The organism is Streptosporangium sp. NPDC005286, assembly GCF_040607515.1.
Classification (GTDB): Bacteria; Actinomycetota; Actinomycetes; order Streptosporangiales; family Streptosporangiaceae; genus Streptosporangium.
Window position 1 is genome coordinate 17867 of record NZ_JBEXGU010000088.1, and the last position, 19234, is coordinate 37100.

The 19234-nt window shown below is 69.0% G+C and carries 16 protein-coding genes; 5 read left to right on the plus strand and 11 right to left on the minus strand.

Going from position 1 to position 19234, the window contains the following annotated elements:
- Positions 1–74 precede the first annotated feature (74 nt).
- Together ABZU75_RS27625 and ABZU75_RS27630 are read left to right on the plus strand one after the other, a co-directional pair.
- Positions 75–1550: a pectate lyase gene (locus ABZU75_RS27625; RefSeq protein WP_355560072.1), complete on the plus strand. Its 1476-nt coding sequence runs from the start codon at positions 75–77 to the stop codon at positions 1548–1550.
- 359 nt (positions 1551–1909) lie between these two features.
- Positions 1910–2593 (plus strand): phosphatase PAP2 family protein, encoded by a 684-nt coding sequence (locus ABZU75_RS27630; RefSeq protein ID WP_355560043.1) that lies wholly within the window; start codon positions 1910–1912, stop codon positions 2591–2593.
- Between the two features lie 141 nt (positions 2594–2734).
- On the opposite strand, the gene ABZU75_RS27635 is transcribed toward ABZU75_RS27630, so the two are convergent.
- From ABZU75_RS27635 to ABZU75_RS27675, 9 genes are all read right to left on the minus strand, one after another.
- On the minus strand, positions 2735–4156 hold the full coding sequence (locus tag ABZU75_RS27635; RefSeq protein ID WP_350925767.1) for a carboxyl transferase domain-containing protein: 1422 nt from the start codon (positions 4154–4156) through the stop codon (positions 2735–2737).
- A gap of 13 nt (positions 4157–4169) precedes the next feature.
- Positions 4170–5402: a beta-ketoacyl-ACP synthase II gene (gene fabF, locus ABZU75_RS27640; protein WP_355560046.1), complete on the minus strand. Its 1233-nt coding sequence runs from the start codon at positions 5400–5402 to the stop codon at positions 4170–4172.
- Positions 5403–5453: 51 nt separating this feature from the next.
- Complete coding sequence (locus ABZU75_RS27645) at positions 5454–5693, minus strand: acyl carrier protein (RefSeq protein WP_030920149.1); 240 nt, start codon at positions 5691–5693, stop codon at positions 5454–5456.
- Positions 5694–5758: 65 nt separating this feature from the next.
- Entirely contained in the window at positions 5759–6715 is a 957-nt protein-coding gene (locus ABZU75_RS27650; protein WP_355560050.1) for a beta-ketoacyl-ACP synthase III, read from the minus strand.
- Between the two features lie 7 nt (positions 6716–6722).
- Positions 6723–7634 carry an ACP S-malonyltransferase gene (locus ABZU75_RS27655; RefSeq protein WP_355560053.1) on the minus strand — a complete coding sequence of 304 codons (912 nt, stop codon included), beginning with the start codon at positions 7632–7634 and terminating at the stop codon, positions 6723–6725.
- A gap of 117 nt (positions 7635–7751) precedes the next feature.
- The gene (locus ABZU75_RS27660) at positions 7752–8861 is read right to left on the minus strand and encodes a helix-turn-helix domain-containing protein (protein WP_051753216.1); all 1110 of its coding nucleotides are present in this window, start codon (positions 8859–8861) and stop codon (positions 7752–7754) included.
- Between the two features lie 232 nt (positions 8862–9093).
- Positions 9094–9585 (minus strand): DUF350 domain-containing protein, encoded by a 492-nt coding sequence (locus ABZU75_RS27665; protein WP_355560056.1) that lies wholly within the window; start codon positions 9583–9585, stop codon positions 9094–9096.
- Positions 9586–9607: 22 nt separating this feature from the next.
- Positions 9608–10768: a glutathionylspermidine synthase family protein gene (locus tag ABZU75_RS27670; protein ID WP_355560059.1), complete on the minus strand. Its 1161-nt coding sequence runs from the start codon at positions 10766–10768 to the stop codon at positions 9608–9610.
- A gap of 10 nt (positions 10769–10778) precedes the next feature.
- On the minus strand, positions 10779–11084 hold the full coding sequence (locus ABZU75_RS27675; RefSeq protein ID WP_355560062.1) for a hypothetical protein: 306 nt from the start codon (positions 11082–11084) through the stop codon (positions 10779–10781).
- Positions 11085–11400: 316 nt separating this feature from the next.
- On the opposite strand from ABZU75_RS27675, the gene ABZU75_RS27680 reads away from it, so the two are divergent.
- Positions 11401–13209, plus strand: coding sequence for a serine/threonine-protein kinase (locus ABZU75_RS27680; protein ID WP_355560065.1), 1809 nt, complete (start codon positions 11401–11403; stop codon positions 13207–13209).
- Between the two features lie 94 nt (positions 13210–13303).
- Here ABZU75_RS27680 and ABZU75_RS27685 read toward each other — a convergent pair whose 3' ends face one another.
- On the minus strand, positions 13304–14851 hold the full coding sequence (locus ABZU75_RS27685) for an alpha/beta hydrolase (protein WP_355560068.1): 1548 nt from the start codon (positions 14849–14851) through the stop codon (positions 13304–13306).
- A 93-nt stretch (positions 14852–14944) separates the two neighbouring features.
- On the minus strand, positions 14945–17692 hold the full coding sequence (gene aceE, locus ABZU75_RS27690) for a pyruvate dehydrogenase (acetyl-transferring), homodimeric type (protein ID WP_350951962.1): 2748 nt from the start codon (positions 17690–17692) through the stop codon (positions 14945–14947).
- A 479-nt stretch (positions 17693–18171) separates the two neighbouring features.
- Here aceE and ABZU75_RS27695 point away from each other — a divergent pair, with 479 nt between their 5' ends.
- Both ABZU75_RS27695 and ABZU75_RS27700 read left to right on the plus strand, forming a co-directional pair.
- Positions 18172–18579: a secondary thiamine-phosphate synthase enzyme YjbQ gene (locus ABZU75_RS27695; protein WP_030920120.1), complete on the plus strand. Its 408-nt coding sequence runs from the start codon at positions 18172–18174 to the stop codon at positions 18577–18579.
- Between the two features lie 123 nt (positions 18580–18702).
- Positions 18703–19131 carry a DUF3052 domain-containing protein gene (locus ABZU75_RS27700; RefSeq protein ID WP_030920118.1) on the plus strand — a complete coding sequence of 143 codons (429 nt, stop codon included), beginning with the start codon at positions 18703–18705 and terminating at the stop codon, positions 19129–19131.
- Positions 19132–19234 lie beyond the last annotated feature (103 nt).

The following is a 19234-nucleotide window of genomic DNA, read 5'->3' on the forward strand; positions in this document are numbered from 1 at the left end:
CCGCCGCGGTCGCCATCGCCGGCGCGGTCGCCGTGTCCGGGTGGGCACTCGGCACCTCCGCGGCCGCGGTCGGTGTGGCTGTGCCGGCGATCCAGGCGTCGGCGGCGGTCGGCGGCGCCACCGGCTACGCGACCGGCAACGGCGGGACCACCGGCGGTGCGGGCGGGCAGACGGTGAGGGCCACCACGGGGACCGCGATCCACGCGGCCCTGTGCGGCCGGGCCGGCAGCAGCACCCCGATCATCATCGAGGTTGAGGGGACCATCAATCACGGCAACACCGGCAAGGTGTCGGGCGCAAGCTGCAACACCGCCGCCGGCGTGATCGAACTCAAGCAGATCAGCAACGTCACGATCATCGGGGTCGGCAACGGTGCCGTCTTCGACCAGCTGGGCATCCACATCCGCGACTCCAGCAACATCATCATCCAGAACGTCACCGTCCGCAACGTCAAGAAGTCGGGCTCGCCCACCTCCAACGGCGGCGATGCCATCGGCATGGAGAGCACCGTCCGCAACGTCTGGGTCGACCACGTCACCCTGGAGGCCTCGGGCGGGGAGTCTGAGGGGTTCGACGGCCTCTTCGACATGAAGGACGACACCCAGTACGTGACCCTGTCCTACAGCACCCTGCGCAACTCCGGCCGCGGCGGGCTCATCGGGTCCAGCGAGAGCGACCGCTCGAACGGCTTCATCACCTTCCACCACAACCTGTACGAGAACATCGACTCCCGCACACCCCTGCTGCGTGGCGGCATAGCCCACATCTACAACAACTCCTACGTGAACCTCCACGAGTCCGGCATCAACTCCCGGGCCGGGGCCCGCGCCAAGGTGGAGAACAACTACTTCAAGGACTCCAAGGACGTCCTGGGCACCTTCTACACCAGCGAGGCCGGCTACTGGCAGGTCGCCGGCAACATCTTCGACAACGTGACCTGGTCGGCCCCCGGCAGCGACAACGCCCCCGCCGGACCCAACCCGCAGTCCAACACCACCGTCAGCGTCCCGTACTCCTACAGCCTCGACGGGGCGAGCTGCGTGCCGGACATCGTCCGCCAGACGGCGGGCGCCAACAAGGGGCTGCGGGTGTCGAACGGCAGCTGCTCGCCACAGACACCGACGCCCACGCCCACGGTGACGCCGACTCCCAGCCCCACGCCCACGATCACTCCTTCGCCCGGCGGGACCAACCTCAGCATCGGGGCCGGTTCCGACGGCTCCAGCAAGGCCGACGGGACGAGCTACGGCAACGTGCGCGACGGCAACCTGAGCACCTACTGGTCGCCGGCCGGCTCGACCGGTGACATCTCGATCAAGTGGAGTTCCGCCAAGACGGTGTCCAGGGTCGTCATCCGTGAGGAGTCAGGCTCCGCGGGCGGCATCGGGTCCTGGCAGCTCGTCAACGGCACCACCGGCACCGTCCTGAAATCCGGCAGCGGAGCGGGCACCATCACCTTCGCCGCGACCTCACTGAGCAAGATCACCTTCAAGATCACCGGCTCGACCGGCGCGCCGAAGGTCGCCGAGTTCGAGACCTACGCCGGGTAGCGGGCCGGTCCCACCGTCCGCCACCGATCGCCCGGAACGGGGGCGGGGTCCGTCCAACTGACGGGCCCCGCCCTTCGGCTTCGGACGGCCTGCGCGCGGCCTCATGCGGATTGGGTGCCTCGATGCGCGCCAGGAGCTCGGGGCGGAGGCTGGATAGCCGTCCGGGGCGGTGGGCCCAGGGGCCTGGGGCGAAGCCGGGCCATACACTGGATGGCGCGTTGAGCGCGCTACGGCGTCCGAGTCGACCCAGACCGACAGGCATAACGTTCCCGCCCCAAGACGGTCTCGGCTCGCGCCTGGCACGCCCGCCGCGTCCCCTCCTTCTCGTCGGCGATCAGCAAGGGCCTCACCTCGAACTCATGACTTTCAGGCGCCGGTGGCGGATTCCGCGTGACGGCGTGCTCGGCCTGGCGAGGTGGCGGCCGAGCGCGGCACTGTGCGGCCTGGCCGTGGTCGTCGTCGTGGTGAGCACGGCCGATGTGCTCGCCGCCGGCCCGCTGCGGCGCTGGGATCAGCACGTGATGCTGGGCCTCGACGGGCTGCGGGCGACCGGCTGGCCGCACGTGGCCTGGCGGATGATCGTGGTCGGCGGCCAGTTCTGGCTGGTCGGTTCCCTGGTGATGATCGCGGCCGTGGTAGCGGCCTGGCGGCGGCGCGATCTGCTGCTGGTGGCGGCTGTTGGCGGGTGGCTCGCTGTGACCAGCGCGCTGGTCTGGTTGTTCAAGCAGGCGCTCGGGCGCACGCCTCCTGGCTCGGGTGGCGATCTGCTGTTCGCGGCCGGGCAGTCGTTTCCCTCCGGGCATGCCGCGCTGGGTGCGGCCTGCCTGCTGGTGAGCGCCACCCTGGTGCAGGGCGACGGCGGGCGGTACCTGGTCGGCGCAGCGCACGTGCTGGCCGTCGGCGTCGCGGCGGCGACGGTGGCGCTGGGCTATCACTGGCCCAGTGACGCGATCGCCGGTTGGGCACTCGGTCTTGGGCTGGGACTACTCGGCCGCGCCATCGTGGCCAGGCTTGAGCAACGACGAAACGGCCCGTGGCGGTAGCGGGTGAAAGAGCGCTGGGCTATACCGACCGTTCGGATCGCGCACTGACACTCTCGTGGCAGTTGACATGATCCAGGCCAACCTGATCGCAACGGTGCCCCCCGCCCGAAGGGGCCGGGTGGGGGGCACGACGAGCCACGTTCAGAGCGGGATGTTGCCGTGCGCGCCCCGGGCGGGGGTCGCCTTGGCCAGGACCCTGGCGATGGCGCCCCGGGTCTCCCCGGGCTTGATGACCTCGTCGATCACGCCGAGCTCGATGGCCCGATCGAGACCGCCGGCGAGGACCTCGTGCTCCTCGGCGAGCCTGCTCTCCAGGGCGGCGCGCTCCTCCTCGGGGGCGGCGGCGAGCTCGCGGCGCTTGAGGATGCGGACCGCGGCGACCGCACCCATGACCGCGATCTGGGTCGTCGGCCAGCCGAACACCTTGGTCGCGCCCAGCGAGCGGGAGTTCATGGCGATGTAGGCGCCGCCGTACGCCTTCCTGGTCACCAGGGTGATCCGCGGCACGGAGGCCTCGGCGAAGGCGTGCAGGAGTTTGGCGCCGCGGCGGACCACACCGTCGTGCTCCTGTCCGACGCCCGGCAGGTAGCCGGGGACGTCGACCAGGACGACCAGCGGCACCCCGAAGGCATCGCACATCCGGACGAACCGTGCGGCCTTCTCCGCCGAGGCGGAGTCGAGGCAGCCGCCCAGGCGCATCGGGTTGTTGGCCACCACGCCCACGGTCCGGCCGCCGAGACGGCCCAGGGTGGTGACGATGTTGGGCGCCCACTTGGCGTGCAGCTCCACGCCCGGCTCGTCGAGCAGGCCCGCCACGAGCGGCTTCACATCGTAGGCGCGGCGCACGTTCTCGGGCAGCAGGCCGGAGAAGTCGACCTCCTCGACCTCGGTGCGCACCCGGCCCTGGTGGCCGAGGAGCACCGCGAGGCGGCGGGCCTGCACGTAGGCCTCCGTCTCGGTCTTGGTGACCACGTGGACGACGCCGCTGCGCTTGCTGTGCGGCTCGGGGCCCCCCAGGCCGGCCATGTCGATCTGCTCGCCGGTGACGCTGCGGACCACGTCGGGACCGGTGACGAAGATACGGCCCTCGTCGGCCAGGATCACGATGTCGGTCAGCGCCGGGCCGTACGCGGCGCCGCCGGCGGCGGGGCCCACGACAACGGACAACTGCGGGATCACGCCTGAGGCGCGGGTCATCGCGGCGAAGACGCGGCCGACCGCGTGCAGCGACTCGACGCCCTCGGCGAGGCGGGCGCCGCCGGAGTGCCAGACGCCGATGATCGGGACCCGCTCGCGGACCGCGACGTCGTAGGCGTGCACGATGTGCTCGCACCCCTCGCTGCCCATCGCACCGCCCTGCACGCGGGCGTCGCTGACGAACGCGACGACCGGCACGCCCTCCACCCGGCCCGTCGCGGCGAGCATGCCGCTGCGGTCGACCGGCGAGATCAGCCGGAGCGAGCCCTCGTCGAGCAGAGCGGAGAGGCGCACCTGGGGGTCACGGGGATCAAGGGGCTCCTGTTCGGAGGCCTCGCTCACCACCCCGTTGTCGAGCACAGTCATCACGAGCTCCCTGTCAGACGCTGGTGAAGGCCACGGCGACGTCGTGCCCGCCGAACCCGAAGGAGTTGTTGATCGCGGCGATCTGGCCACCGGGCAGAGCACGTGGCTCAGCGCGCACGATGTCCACCTCGACGCCGTCGTCGAGGTCGTCCACGTTGATCGTTCCGGGTGCGCGTCGCTCGTGAAGTGCGAGGACTGTGAAGACGGACTCGATGCCGCCGGCACCGCCGAGCAGGTGACCGGTCATCGACTTGGTGCCGCTGACCAGCGGGTGGTCGCCGATGACCTCCTTGATCGCGACCGTCTCCACCACGTCGCCGGCGGGAGTGGAGGTGGAGTGCGCGTTCACGTGCTTGATGTCGCCGCCCGTGAGGCCGGAGTTCTCCAGGGCGCGGCGCATGGCGAGCATGACCCCGGCACCGGTCGGCTCGGGCTGGGCGATGTGGTGGGCGTCGGCCGAGTACCCGACCCCGGCGGCCACCGCGTAGATCGTGGCGCCACGCATACGGGCGTGCTCCTCCGACTCCAGCACCAGGATGCCGGCGCCCTCGCCGAGGACGAACCCGTCACGGCCCTTGTCCCAGGGCCGGGAGGCGCGCTGGGGCTCGTCGTTACGGGTCGACATGGCGCGCATGGCGGCGAAGGAGCCGATGTTCAGCGGGTGGATGGCGGCCTCGGTGCCGCCCGCCACGACCACGTCGGCCCGGCCGGAGCGGATCATCTCGATGGCGTACCCGATCGACTCGGCGCCGGTGGCGCAGGCGCTCACGGTGGCATGGACGCCGGCGCGGGCGCCGACCTCGATGCCGATCCAGCCCGCCGCGCCGTTCGGCATCAGCATGGGCACGGTGAACGGTGAGAGCCGTTGCCAGCCCTTCTCCTTGAAGGTGTCGTAGGCGGCGAGGATCGTGGTGATGCCCCCGATACCGCTGCCCACGACGACACCGAGCCGCTCGGGGTCGACCTTGTCGATCGCGGCGTGCGCCCACGCCTCACGGGCCGCGACCAGTGCGAACTGCTCGGCCCGGTCCAGCCGCCGGGCCTCCGGCCGGGGCAGGACCTCGGTCGGGTCCACCGCGGCGAAGGCGGCGAACTTCACCGGGACGGAGTCGACCCAGTCTTCGGTGATGTCGCGTACCCCGGACTGACCGGCGAGGAGCGCCGACCAGGTCGAGGCGACGTCTCCACCGAGAGGCGTCGTCGCGCCGAGCCCGGTGACGACGACACGTACCTGGCCTGTACTCACGTTCTGCGCTCCTTGTGAATCGCTGGTCTTAGGGGTAAGGATCGAGACGTCTCAGTTCTGGATGAAGTTGATGACGTCCTTGACGTTCTTGAGGTGCTTGAGCTGGTCGTCCGGGATCTCCACGCCGAACTCGTCCTGGGCGGCGACGGCGATCTCGACCATGGACAGCGAGTCGATGTCGAGGTCGTCGACGAAGCTCTTCTCCGGAGTGACCTCGGAGGCCGGGATTCCGGTGATCTCGTTGACGATCTTGCCAATGCCGGCGAGGATCTCCTGCTCGGTCAGAGCCATGTCGCGTGTTCTCCTTGAAATGGGTTTTCTTCTGGCTTTCCGTGCGGCGGGGCCGCGCGGAAGTTCTAGGGGATCTCGATGACCTGACCGGCATAGGTCAGGCCCGCGCCGAAGCCCAGCAGCAGGGCGAGCCCGCCGGACTGGACCTCGCCGCGTTCGATCATCCGGGACAGGGCAAGGGGGATCGAGGCGGCCGAGGTGTTGCCCGCCAGGACGATGTCCTTGGCGATGACGGCGTTCTCGGCACCGAGCTTGCGGGCGATCGTCTCGATGATGCGAAGGTTGGCCTGGTGGGGCACGAAGGCCGCGAGGTCGGCGGGATCCACCCCGGCACGCTCGCAGATCTCCCTGGCGACGGGGTGGAGCGCGGTGGTCGCCCAGCGGAACACGGTCTGGCCCTCCTGATGCAGGAAGGAGTCGCGGTCCTTGATGATGATCGCGTCGAACTTGTCACCGGCGCTGCCCCAGACCACGGGACCGATCCCCGGGGTGTCGGAGGGGCCGACGACCGCCGCGCCCGCGCCGTCGGCGAAGATCACCGCGGTGGCGCGGTCGGTCCAGTCGATCCACTGGGAGAGCTTCTCGGTGCCGACGACGAGCACGTTGGTGGCCGAGCCCGCGCGGATCGCGTCGTTGGCGACCGCGAGCGCGTAGCAGAAGCCGGAGCAGGCGGTGTTGACGTCGAACGCGCCGGGAGCGTCGATGCCCAGCCGCGTGGCCACCCGGCCGGCGGCGTTGGGGATCTGGGTCTCCAGCGTGCAGGTGGCGACGATCACCAGGTCGATGTCGGAGACCGACAGGCCGCTCGCGGCGAGCGCCTTGCCGCCCGCCTGCACGGCCAGGTCGATCTCCGACTCGCTGTCCGGGGCGATCCGGCGCTCCTTGATGCCGACCCGGCTCTGGATCCAGGCGTCGTCGGTCTCCATGGTCGCGGACAGGTCGTCGTTGGTGACCACCTGGGCAGGCTGGTAGTGGCCGAAGGCCAGGATCTTCGCGCCCGGAGAACCCTGAGGGGTCTTCATACCTCTGTCACCGCTCCTCATTCGACTGGAGAGCGGCTCGTGCGGCTCCCAGATCGTCGGGGGTCTTCAGGGCGACGGTCGTCACCCCGCGCAGAGCACGCTTGGCCAGGCCGGTGAGCGTGCCGCCGGGGACAAGTTCGATCATGGTGGTGACGCCGCGCTCGGCCATCGTGGCCATGCAGGCGTCCCAGCGCACCGGGTTGGCGACCTGGGTGACCAGACGCTCCAGGAAGTCGGCGCCGCTCGTGACCGCCGCGCCGTCGCTGTTGGACAGCAGGGTGACGGCGGGGTCGGCCGGGGTGAGGCCCGAGGCGGCCTCACGCAGGCTGTCGACGGCGGAGGCCATGTGCGCGGTGTGGAACGCGCCGGCGACCGACAGCGGGATCACCCGGGCGCGGGCGGGCGGCTCCGCCTTGAAGGCCGCCAGCTGCTCCAGCGTGCCGCCGACGACGATCTGCCCGGCGCCGTTGACGTTGGCGGGAGTGAGCCCATTGGCCGCGATGGCCGCGAGGACCTCCTCCTCGACCCCGCCGAGGACGGCGGACATGCCGGTCTCGGCGATGGCCGCGGCCTTGGCCATGGCCTGGCCGCGCTCGCGGACGAGGCCGAGGGCCTGTGCGGGCGTGAGCACCCCGGCCAGGGTGGCGGCGGTGAACTCGCCCACGCTGTGCCCGGCGACGATGTCGGGAGAGGCCCCCAGGACCTCGGCGATGGCCAGTCCGGCGGCCACGAGCAGGGGCTGCGCGACGGCGGTGTCACGGATCTCGTCCGCGTCGGCGATGGTCCCGTAGGCGATCAGATCGAGTCCGGCCAACTCCGACCAAGCGGTCAGCCGGTCGGCCAGGCCCGGTAGTTCGAGCCATGGACTGAGGAAGCCTGGAGTCTGGGCACCCTGGCCCGGAGCGACGATGACGAGCACGAAATCCAGCCTGCCCTGTAGAGGTTCAATACTCGGATAGAGATCCAGACGAAGTTTGTCCCCACTTTTTTGTAGGGAACCTACAGTGGGGGTTTCGTGGAAGTTAAGTAAGGCCTGCTATGTCACCGGCGTTTCCGATAGGCGTCCGAGGATCAGCCCCACCTGCAGAGTGAAGGCGGATCGCCCCTCCGTCGGCTGGTAGCCGGTCAGCTCGGTGATCTTACGCAGACGGTAGCGCACCGTGTTCGGGTGGACGAACAGCAGCCTGGCCGTCGCCTCCAGGGAGGTGCCCTGTTCCAGATAGGTCGCCAGGGTGTCGAGCAGTGGCGTGCCGATCAGCGGCTGGTAGACGTTCTCGATCAGCTGCGCCCTGGCGTCGGCGTCACCGTCGAGGGCCCGCTCGGCCAGCAGATCCTCGGCGTGGACCGGCCTGGGCGCGTCCGGCCACCCCGCGGCCGCCCGCAGCCCGGCCATCGCCGCCCGCGCGGATCTGGCGGCCGAGTGCAGGTCCGCGACCTCGGGCCCGATCACGATCGGCCCGTTTCCGAAACGCGGCACCACGTGCCTGGCCGCGGCGGCGACGCTGTCCGCGCCGCCCACGATCACGATCAGCCGGTCGCCCTGCACCCCGGCCAGCATGTCCAGACCGGACCTGCGGCCCCGATCGCGCAGTGCGTCTATCACCGCCTGCGGATCGTCGTCGGGCGTCTGTCCCGCCAGCACCACGACGGGGGTGGAGGTCCAGCCGAGCGCGGCGGCCCAGGAGTGCAGGCCGTCGTCGACCTCCCCCCTGACCAGGGCGTCCACGATCAGCGCCTCCAGCCGCGCGTCCCAGGCGCCGCGCGCTTCGGCCTCCCGCGCGTACACCTGCGCGGCGGCGAACGCGACATCGCGGGTGTAGCGGAGCATCGCCTGCTGGAGCTGGTCATCGCCGCCGGGCGCCGCCAGCTCCTCGGTCTGTGCCTCGACCACCTCGACCACGACCCGCACGATGTCGACCGTCTGCTGCAGCGAGATGGACCGCTTCAGCTCCCTGGGCGCGGTGCCGAAGAACTCGATGCTGGGCGTCGGGCGGCCCTCGCCGGCGTGCTGGAACCACTCCACAAAGGCGGCGATCCCGGCCTGGGCGACCAGCCCGACCCAGGACCTGTCCTCTGCGGAAAGCGCGCGAAACCACATCAGCCGGTCGTCCATCCGGGACATGGCGGCCGTGCTCAGCGTGCCCATGGCCCGTTCCAGCCGGCGCGTGGTGTCCTCCCTGACCCGGTCGGGATCGAGATCCCTCCCGTCCGACCCGGTCACGACGTCGCTGTGCCTGACCGCTCGCTCGCTCCGTTCCCTCACGCCACTAAGAGTGCCAGGTCGTCGGAGATGCGCCAGCCATGGTCCCCGACAGCGCACGCCCCTCGATCTTGTACGTCCGGTACGACCGGGTCCCCCGTGGTGGACGCGACCGCGCTCAGACGACCGCGACGGCGGTGATCAGTCCGATGGCCAGGTGGGTGACCGACAGCAGCCGGGCGCCCGGCTGGAGCTCCGGCTCCTTGACCAGATCGCGCACCGAGATTCCCGCCACCCTGTCGAACGCGATCATCGCCACGGTCTGTACGGCGATGCCGACCAGGCCGAAGACCAGCGTCGCGAGCAGGCCCTCCTGCAGGGCGCCGCCGGAGGACCAGATGGAGGCCGCGACGATCAGCCCGACGGCGGCCAGCCCAGAGCAGGCCAGCAGCGTGGCGTTGGGGTTGCGCTCCTCCCTGATCAGCCGGCTGAGCTTGCCGGGAATGGCCATGTCGATCACGTAGAAGCCGATGATCAGCAGGATCACGCCGAGGGCGGCGTAGGAGGCGATCGCGAGCGCGCCGCGCCCGAGGATCTCGGCGAGGGAGAGCGCCTCGCCGCCGGTCGCGGGGGGCAGGAGCGTCACGGTCGGGATGGGGGTGGGACTCATGGCTTGATTCTCTTTCCAGGACTCAGAGCTCGATGCGGTGCGGAACGAATGACGATGTGTCGTCGGTGATGAACCCTGAGGTCTCGCGGATGCCGACACCCGCCGCCTCGTCGTGGACCACCCAGGCGCCGAGCACGGGACGCCAGCCGTCGAAGACGGGCAGTGCCTGGAACTCCTGGTAGACGTGCCCCTCGGCGCCGTAGCCGCCCGAGGTCTCGACGCGCTCGCCGGGGGCGACGATCCGCATGTTCGCGCCCTCGCGGCCGAGCAGCGGCTTGGTGATGTACGAGGACATGTCGCGGGGGCCGTCGAGATAGGCGGGCAGCAGGTTCGGGTGGTCCGGATACAGCTCCCAGAGCAGCGCGAGCAGCGCCTTGTTGGACAGCAGCATCTTCCACAGCGGCTCGATCCAGGTCATCGAGACCTGCTGGCGCACCGCCCGTGTGCCGAACGGATCGGCGACCGCCCACTCCCACGGGTACAGCTTGCAGAGCGAGCGGATCACCCGGCGCTCCATGTCGACGAAGCGGAGGTTGAGGTCGTCCCAGCCGATGTCCTCCATGGCCACCGCGACGGTCTTGAGGCCGGCCTGGTCGGCGGTCTCCTGCAGGTAGGCGAGGGTCATCGCCTCCTCGCCCGAGGTGTCCATGTTGGTCCAGGCGAAGTGCGTGGGCCCGGTGGGCAGGCCGGTCGAGATCTGCTGCCACCTGGCGATCAGTCGTTCGTGGATGGAGTTCCACTGGTCGTCGTCGGGGTAGCGGTCACGCAGCCAGAACCACTGCACCACCGAGCTCTCCAGCAGGCTGGTGGGGGTGTCGGCGTTGTACTCCAGCATCTTGGCCGGACCGGTCCCGTCGTAGCGCAGGTCGAACCGGCCGAACAGGTGCGGGTCGTTCCGCTCCCAGGAGGCGGCGATCTCCGGGGCCACCCAGTCCGGAATCGCGAAGTCGGCGTAGCGGTTCTTCTCGATGACGTGCTCCACGGCGTGCAGGCACATCCGGTGCAGATCCTCGACCTGGTTCTCCAGGTCCAGGATCTCGTCCATGGAGAAGACGTACTGCACGGTCTCGTCCCAGTACGGGCGGGTGAGACCTTCGGGGTGTGCCGAGCGGTGGTAGGCCAGGCCGTGGCCTTCGATGATGCTCTCCCAGTCGGCGCGGGGGAGCGAGGTCTCGCGTCTCATCTGTGCCGGATCAGCTCCCGCTACCCGACCCACTGCGCCCGCCGAAGCCGCCCCGTTGGATCACGGTGCCCTTACGGCTGGTGATTTTGACGTCCGAGGGGCGCAGCGTGGTTCCCTGCCGGATGCGGGCGCCGCTCCTGACGCCGCCGTAGTACCAGCTGTAGGCGCCCCGTGACCCGCGGTAGCGGGTGTCGTCGCAGAGATCCTCGTCCACCACCTGGTACGTGCCGTCCGGCTGGCGGCTGTTGAGGTCGACGCACTCGGCGCCCACCTCCTTGTAGTCCTGCTGCGTGGAGCAGGAACTGACCAGAAGCATTGAGACGACGCTGATCCCGGTGACGGTGACCGCCCTGGAAGCCTTGAACCCCGAAGGCTTGGCGGGTGGCCTGCCGGGAAGATTCTGCGGTGCGGCCTGCGGGTGTTTTGGTGGTTGGGCCATCGAGCTCCAATGAGATGCGTCGGCCTAGGCTATCGATGCTGTTTTGTCGGTTCAACCGCCGTATGGAGCCATGGTGGGGATCACCGTTGCTCACACATGGGCGATCGCGTCCGGTCGGCCCGGCGAAGAAGGGTGATCATTCCCCGTCCGATGTGTAATGTTCTGGCAAAGCACAGGGAACGAGGGGTCCGCGGTGCCGGAGATCAGACCGTTGCGGCCGGGGGATCCGCCGCGACTGGGGAAGTACTCGCTCACGGGCAGGCTGGGGGAGGGCGGTCAGGGGGTCGTCTACCTCGGCGAGTCCGAGGGCGGCGAGCGCGCCGCCATCAAGCTGCTGCATGTGCGCTTCACCGAGGAGGTCCACGCGCGTGCCCGCTTCGCCCGCGAACTGGCGGCGGCTCGCCGGGTGGCCCCCTTCTGCACCGCCCGGGTGCTCGACGCCGACCTCGACGGTGAGACGCCCTACATCGCGAGCGAGCTGATCGAGGGCCCGTCGCTGCGCCGGGTCGTCGAGCGCGACGGACCGCTGTCCGGTGAGGCGCTGGAGCGCCTGGCCATCGGCACCGCCACCGCGCTGACCGCGATCCACCACGCGGGCATCGCGCACCGGGATTTCAAGCCCGACAACGTCATGCTCGCCATGGACGGCCCCCGGGTGGTCGACTTCGGCATCGCGAAGATCATTGACGAGAGCGGGACGATCACCACTCGCGCGGTCGGCACCCCCGCCTACATGGCGCCCGAGCAGATCGCCGGAGAGCGGGTGGGGTTCCCCGCCGACGTGTTCGCCTGGGGCTCGACCATCGTCTTCACCGCCACTGGAAAGGCCCCTTTCGGGAGCGACACGATCGTGGCGACGCTCAACCGTGTCATCAACCACGAGGCCGACCTGAGCGCCCTGCCCGACGGGTTGCGTGAGCTCGTCGCCGCCTGTCTGAACAAGGACCAGAAGCTCAGGCCCACCTCGGACGTGCTGTTGAAACGCCTGCTCGGCCACCCGGTGGACGAGGCGGAGGCATCCGAGGAGGTGCTGGCCGAGGGCGTGCAGGCCGCCACAGTGGATCTGACGCGGCCGGAGGGGCCGGTCAGGCGCACCCGGAGACGACGGGTCGCGATCGCCGGCGGGATCGCCGTCCTCGGCGGGGTCGGCGCCTTCCTGGCCGTCCAGTTCGGTTTCCCGCCCGGCGGGCGGGCCGAGCCCACCCGTCCGCCGTCATCGACCCCCTCGGTCGCGGCCGAGGTCACGAAGGTCTCCACGGGCTCACCCCTGCTCGATCGGATCAAGGCCACCGGCAGGCTCCGGGTGGGCTACCGCGGCGGCCTCCCGGGGATCTCACTGGGCGACGACCCGCCTCGCGGGTTCGAGGCCGACGTGGCCGCCTACCTGGCGAAGGCCCTGTCGGTGCGCGCCGGCGGTCTCGAATTCGTGCCCGTGGGCTACGCGGCCAGGGAGGAGGCGGTGGAGAAGGGCAAGGTCGACCTGGTGATCTCCAACCTCTCGATCGACGACGCCGACCGCAGCCGGGTCGCCTTCGCCGGGCCGTACTACGTCGCCCACCGCGACGTGCTCGTCCTTGCCGATGCGAAGATCGACAAGCTGAAGGACCTGCAAGGCAAGAGGATCTGCCTGTCACCCGGGCAGACCACGGGCACGATGATCCGTGGCAGAGGTGTTGGCTTCGTCCCCACAAAAGGTGATCCCGCCCAGTGCGCGTCCCAGGTGGGCGACGGCAGCGCCGACGCCATGGTCGGCGACGACCTGCTGATCGCCGGCTTCGGTGCCCGCCTGCGCGGCGTCAAGGTCAAGATCGTCGGAGTCAGGCTCACCTCGGAACGGTACGGTGTGGCACTTCGAACCGGCGATCCGGTGGCCTGCCGGAAGATCAACGAAGTGATCACGTCCATGTACGCGGACGGAACTCTGGCACACCTGCTCGAAAGCCACCTGGGCAGGGTCGACTTCCGCTTCGAGACCGCGCTGCCCCGTCTGGAGACCTGCTAGACCCTCTTTCGCGAGTGGTCAGGTGACTCCTGGCAACGCGGGGAGGCGTCGCCAGGATGACCTCGGTGGGCAGAGGGTCCAGGGGAAGGTCACGTCAGGGGTTCGAGCAGGTGATCCCCTTCGCGGGAACCTTCCCGTCGATCAGGTAGGCGTCGGTCACCTTCGCGATGCAGGCGTCACCGGACAGGTAGGCGCCGTGTCCCTCGCCCTTGTAGGTCACCAGCACGCCGGTCCTGAGTTCCGAGGTCAGTTTCGGAGCCCACTCGTACGGGGTGGCGGGGTCGCCGGTGCCGCCGATCACCACGATCGGGGCCGAGCCCGTGGCGTTGACCCGCCTGGCCTCGTCGCTGCCGGGAACCGGCCACATCGAGCAGGTCAGGCCCATCCCGCTGCCGCCGAACAGCGGGGAGACCCTCATCGTCTCGGTCTCGACCGTGGCCAGTTCCCCGGGAGTGGGTCGTTCCGCGGTGTCGACGCAACTGATCGCCGGGAAGCTGCTCATGAGCGTCGTGTAGCTGCCGTCGGGCAGGCGACCGTTGTAGCTGTCGGCCAGCGCCAGCATGATCCGTCCGTCCCCCTTGATCGCCTGGCCCAGCGCCTGGTCGAGCAGCGGCCAGGTCATCTCCGAGTACAGCGCGGCGGCGATGCCGGTGCCCGCCAGTCCCTGCGTCAGGGTACGGTCGCCGACCTCGAGCGGGGTGTCCTTCAGGTCGTCCATGAGTTTCACGACGTTCTTGTTGGCGAGGGTCACGTCGGTGCCGATCTCACACTGACGGGGTTCCTTCACGCAGTCCTTGAGGAAGGCGTTGTAGGCGTGCTGGAAGCCCTTCGTCTGGACCATCGTGCGATCGGCCAGGGACACGCTCGGGTCCAGCGGGGCGTCCAGCACGAACCGGCCCACGTTCTTCGGGAACCTGGTCGCGTAGACCGCGCCGAGCTGCGTCCCGTACGAGATGCCGAAGTAGTTCAGTTTCTCCTCGCCCAGGGCCTCGCGGAGGCGGTCCATGTCCGCGGCGGCGTTCACCGTGCCGACATAGGGCAGCAGCTTGCCCGAGGTCTGCCCGCAGGCTGTCACGAACTCCTTGGTGGTCTGCCGGATCTCGGCGCGATCGGCGTCGTTGGTGGGCAGGGTGTTCATCGAGGTGTACTTGTCCATCATCGCGTTGTCGCCGCACCGGACGCCCGAACTGCGGCCGACTCCGCGGGGGTCGAAGCTGACCAGGTCGTAGTGGCGGTTCAGATTGGTGAAGGCCTTGGCGGCCTGGGCGAGGGTGTCGACGCCCGAGGCGCCGGGACCGCCGAAGTTGAAGACCAGCGAGCCGATCCGCTTACCGGGACCCGAGGCCCTGACGCGGATGACGGCCATGTCGATGGAGTCGCCGTCAGGTTTGGCGTAGTCGAGCGGGACCCTGAGCTTCCCGCACTGCTGCGCGCGTTCGGACTGCGCGGGAGGCTGGCCGCCGGGTCGCTTGATGTCGGTGCACGGGCCCCAGGCGATCGTTCCCGAGGGCGCGGCCGTCGACGTGGTGGTCGGCGCGGAGATGCCCGCGGCGACACTGTTTCCGTCGCCGCCGCTGCCGCAGGCGGCGAGCGCGGTTGACAGGGCCGCGACCGTCGCGGCCGCCCTAAGGATTCTTGCCATGAAAAAGCTCCCCCTGAAATCGTTCGCCGGGGGAAGCGATTCCACCCTAACCGGGCGGGCCCCCATGGAAAAGGAGAACCCGCCCGGAAAGGATCACACGCCCATGGACTGGGTGTCGTTGCTCTCGGCGCCCCCGGCCTCGGTCACGCCGTTCTTCAAGTGGTACATGGAGATGGCGTCGCCCAGCACCTCGGGGTCGAGCTCACCGCGCTCGACCAGCTGGGTGAGCACGGCCAGGGTGATCGAGGCCGCATCGACGTGGAAGTGACGGCGCAGCGCCGACCGGGTGTCCGACAGGCCGAAGCCGTCGGTGCCGAGCGAGCTCCAGTCACCGGGAACCCACTGGGCGATCTGGTCCTGGACCGCCCGCATGTAGTCGCTCACGCCCACGAACGGCCCCTGGGCCTTCGACAGCGCCTGCGTGACGTACGGCACGCGCTTGTCCGCCTCGGGGTTGAGCAGGTTGTGCTCCTCGGCGGCGAGCGCGTCGCGGCGCAGTTCCGTCCAGGAGGTGGCCGACCAGACCTCGGCCGCCACACCCCAGTCCTCGGCCAGCATCCGCTGGGCCTCCACAGCCCACGGTCCGGCCACACCGGACGCCAGGATGTTGGCCCTCGGGCCCGAGACGGCCGGAGCCGGGGCGAACCTGTACAGACCCTTGAGCAGGCCCGCCACGTCCAGGTCCGCGGGCTCGGCGGGCTGGAGGTAGGGCTCGTTGTAGACGGTCAGGTAGTAGAAGACGTTCTCCGGTTGGTCGCCGTACATCCTCCGCAGGCCGTCCTTGACGATGTGGGCCACCTCGAACCCCCACGACGGGTCGTACGAGACCGCCGCCGGGTTCGTCGAGGCGATCAGCGGGGTGTGGCCGTCCTCGTGCTGCAGGCCCTCGCCGTTCAGCGTGGTGCGGCCGGCGGTGGCGCCGAGCAGGAAGCCGCGGCCCATCTGGTCGGCGAGCTGCCACATCTGGTCGGCGGTGCGCTGCCAGCCGAACATCGAGTAGAAGATGTAGATCGGGATCATGTGCTCGCCGTGCGTGGCGTACGACGAGCCGACCGCGATCGTGGAGGCCATCGAGCCCGACTCGCTGATGCCCTCGTGCAGGATCTGGCCCTCGGTCGACTCCTTGTACGACAGCAGCAGCTCGCGGTCGACCGCCTCGTAGGTCTGGCCGTGCGGCGAGTAGATCTTCGCCGTCGGGAAGATCGCGTCGAGACCGAAGGTACGCGCCTCGTCAGGGATGATCGGCACGAACCGGTGGCCGATCTCCTTGTCACGCATGAGGTCCTTGAGCAGGCGGACGAACGCCATGGTGGTGGCGACGTTCTGCTTTCCGGAGCCCTTCTTCAGCTGCGCGTAGGCGGCGTCGCCGGGAAGTTTGACCGGCTTGGCGCGCATCACGCGCTTGGGCAGGAAACCGCCCAGAGCCGCGCGCCGCTCCTTCATGTACTGGATCTCGGGGTCGTTCTCGCCCGGGTGGAAGTACGGGGGAAGGTCGGCCTCGAGGGCGGAGTCGGGGATCGGCAGGTAGAGCCGGTCGCGGAACTCCTTCAGGTCGGCCTTGGACAGCTTCTTCATCTGGTGCGTCGCGTTGCGCGCCTCGAAGTCCTTGCCGAGGGTCCAGCCCTTGATGGTCTGGGCGAGGATGACGGTCGGCTGGCCGACGTGCTCGCGAGCCGACTTGTAGGCCGCGTACACCTTGCGGTAGTCGTGGCCGCCGCGCGACAGCTTGCGGATGTCCTCGTCCGACAGGTGCTCGACCATCTTGCGCAGGCGCGGGTCGTCGCCGAAGAAGTTCTCGCGGATGTACTCACCGGACTCGACGGAGTAGGTCTGGAACTGGCCGTCGGGGACGGTGTTCATCTTGTTGACCAGCACGCCGTCGACGTCGGCCGCCAGCAGCGGGTCCCAGTCACGGCCCCAGACGACCTTGATGACGTTCCAGCCGGCGCCGCGGAAGTAGGACTCCAGCTCCTGGATGATCTTTCCGTTGCCGCGTACCGGGCCGTCGAGACGCTGCAGGTTGCAGTTGATGACGAAGGTGAGGTTGTCGAGCTCCTCGCGGGCCGCCAGGCCGATCGCGCCGAGCGACTCGGGCTCGTCCATCTCGCCGTCACCGAGGTAGCACCAGACGTGGCTCCGGCTGGTGTCCTTGATCTTCCGGTTCAGCAGGTAGCGGTTGAACCGGGCCTGGTAGATCGCCCCGATCGGGCCGAGACCCATGGAGACCGTGGGGAACTCCCAGAAGTCGGGCATCAGGCGGGGGTGCGGATAGGAGGGCAGGCCCTTGAAGCCGTGCGAGAGCTCCTGGCGGAAGGCGTCGAGCTGGGCCTCGTTGAGGCGGCCCTCAAGGAAGGCGCGGGCGTAGATGCCAGGTGCGGCGTGGCCCTGGAAGAAGACCTGGTCTCCGGACTCGCCGTGGTCCTTGCCGCGGAAGAAATGGTTGAAACCCACCTCGTAGAGCGACGCGGCCGAGGCGTAGGTGGCGATGTGCCCGCCGACGTTGGTGCGGGCATTGGCCCGGGTCACCATGACCGCCGCGTTCCAGCGCGTGTAGGCGCGGATCCGGCGCTCGACGTACTCGTCGCCCGGGAACCAGGGCTCACGTTCCGGCGGGATGGTGTTGATGTAGTCGGTGCTACGCAGGCCGGGCACGCCGACCTGATGCTCGCGGGCCCGTTCCAACAGCCGAAGCATCAGGTAACGAGCACGAGTGCGACCTTCCGTCTTGATGACGTTGTCGAGCGACTCGAGCCACTCCTGGGTCTCACTGGGGTCGACATCAGGAAGCTGGCTGGGTAGGCCGTCGCTGATGATCGAGAAACGCTGGCGTCCGGAAGCCACTGGGTCTCGCCTTCCGAGGATGGACTTTTGTCTGGTGTAGGTCGTCTTCCATCCTGGTCGCTTACCCCGGAAAGTGCATCTCTACTTACCGGTAACCAGGAGATCCCTGCTGGCAGGGGTACATAAGTGGCCTAGACCACCGATGGTAGGACGAATTGCCGTCAAAGGTTACATCGAGGTTCCCTCTTTTTTACAGGTCCCCTCCCTGTGAATCCGGGTCCCGCCGGCTGGCCGGGTCCGGAACCCTCACGCGAGGAGGGCTCCCAGGGCTGGGAGGAGCGACTGAAACCTTGCATATATGTAACGAGTGGCCCTCCCTCTTAGTGCCCTCCGCGCCCCTTTCGTACGCCCATGGAGAGCTGGAGCGTCCCGTATAAGGTGATCTACCCAGTGCAGGCGCGTGACGGATGGGGCGCCTGATGCGCCTCGCGCTGGGTGCGGTCGTCAGCGCAGCTCACGATGGATCGTAGGATCGGTATGTGAGATCTCAGACGATCGAGGTGGTAACGGGTTCCCGGGAACGGGTGCACGACATCACCTCCGAGTGCGAGAGCTTCGTCCGGTCATGTGGGGGCGACGGTCTGTTGAACGTCTTCGTGCCCCACGCGACCGCCGGGGTCGCGCTGCTGGAGCTGGGCTCAGGCAGTGACGACGATCTGCTCGTGGCGCTGGAGGCTCTGCTTCCCGCCGATGACAGATGGAGGCATGCGCACGGCTCAAGAGGGCATGGACGGTCGCATGTCATGCCCGCCCTCATTCCGCCGTACGCCACCGTCCCGGTCCTGTCGGGGCGGCTCGCACTGGGAACCTGGCAGTCCATCGCCGTGGTGGATCTCAACGTCGACAATCTGGAACGCCAGGTCCGTTTGTCATTTTTGTCGGACTAATTCATACGTAGCCCAGTCGTTGCCGTGGCGACCGTTGACGACTAAGGGTCACAGCGTGTGGACTGTGCCGAAGCACTTTGAGCACCGTGTGATTGCGGGGCCATCCAAGCAGGAGGGACAAACGTGAGCGCGACCGCGGGTCAGGCCCAGGGCGAACGCGGCCTGGCCGAACGACTCGGCCTCAAGCAGGGTCAGGTGGTGCAGGAGGTCGGATGGGACGAGGACGCTGACGACGATCTGCGCGACTCCGTCGAGGAGCTGACCGGTAACGAGCTGGTCGATGAAGACTTCGAGGATGTCGTCGACGTCGTGCTGCTCTGGTGGCGTGACGGTGACGGTGATCTGTTCGACGCCCTGAGCAGCGTGGTGACCAACCTCACCGATGGTGGCCAGATCTGGCTGCTCACTCCCAAAGCCGGCCGGGACGGGCACGTGGAGCCGAGCGACATCGGGGAAGACGCCACCACTGCGGGTCTCTCGCAGACCAGCAGCATCAGTGCGGCCCCCGACTGGTCGGGGACGCGTCTGGCGACGCCCAAGGCGCGCCGCTAAGGGTCCGCCCTGCCGGTCCGGGCCCGCGGGCCGTACGGCAGGATGGTTAAGCATGACACATGACAAGAAAGGAACCCACGCCAAGGCGAACGAGGTGGGTAAC

Coding starts and splice junctions, on each gene's coding strand:
- ABZU75_RS27630 (WP_355560043.1), top strand. CDS start 1,910: ATGACTTTCAGGCGCCGGTGGCGGATTCCGCGTGACGGCGTGCTCGGC.
- ABZU75_RS27635 (WP_350925767.1), bottom strand. CDS start 4,156: ATGACTGTGCTCGACAACGGGGTGGTGAGCGAGGCCTCCGAACAGGAG.
- ABZU75_RS27645 (WP_030920149.1), bottom strand. CDS start 5,693: ATGGCTCTGACCGAGCAGGAGATCCTCGCCGGCATTGGCAAGATCGTC.
- ABZU75_RS27650 (WP_355560050.1), bottom strand. CDS start 6,715: ATGAAGACCCCTCAGGGTTCTCCGGGCGCGAAGATCCTGGCCTTCGGC.
- ABZU75_RS27660 (WP_051753216.1), bottom strand. CDS start 8,861: ATGGGCACGCTGAGCACGGCCGCCATGTCCCGGATGGACGACCGGCTG.
- ABZU75_RS27665 (WP_355560056.1), bottom strand. CDS start 9,585: ATGAGTCCCACCCCCATCCCGACCGTGACGCTCCTGCCCCCCGCGACC.
- ABZU75_RS27670 (WP_355560059.1), bottom strand. CDS start 10,768: ATGAGACGCGAGACCTCGCTCCCCCGCGCCGACTGGGAGAGCATCATC.
- ABZU75_RS27675 (WP_355560062.1), bottom strand. CDS start 11,084: ATGCTTCTGGTCAGTTCCTGCTCCACGCAGCAGGACTACAAGGAGGTG.
- ABZU75_RS27685 (WP_355560068.1), bottom strand. CDS start 14,851: ATGGCAAGAATCCTTAGGGCGGCCGCGACGGTCGCGGCCCTGTCAACC.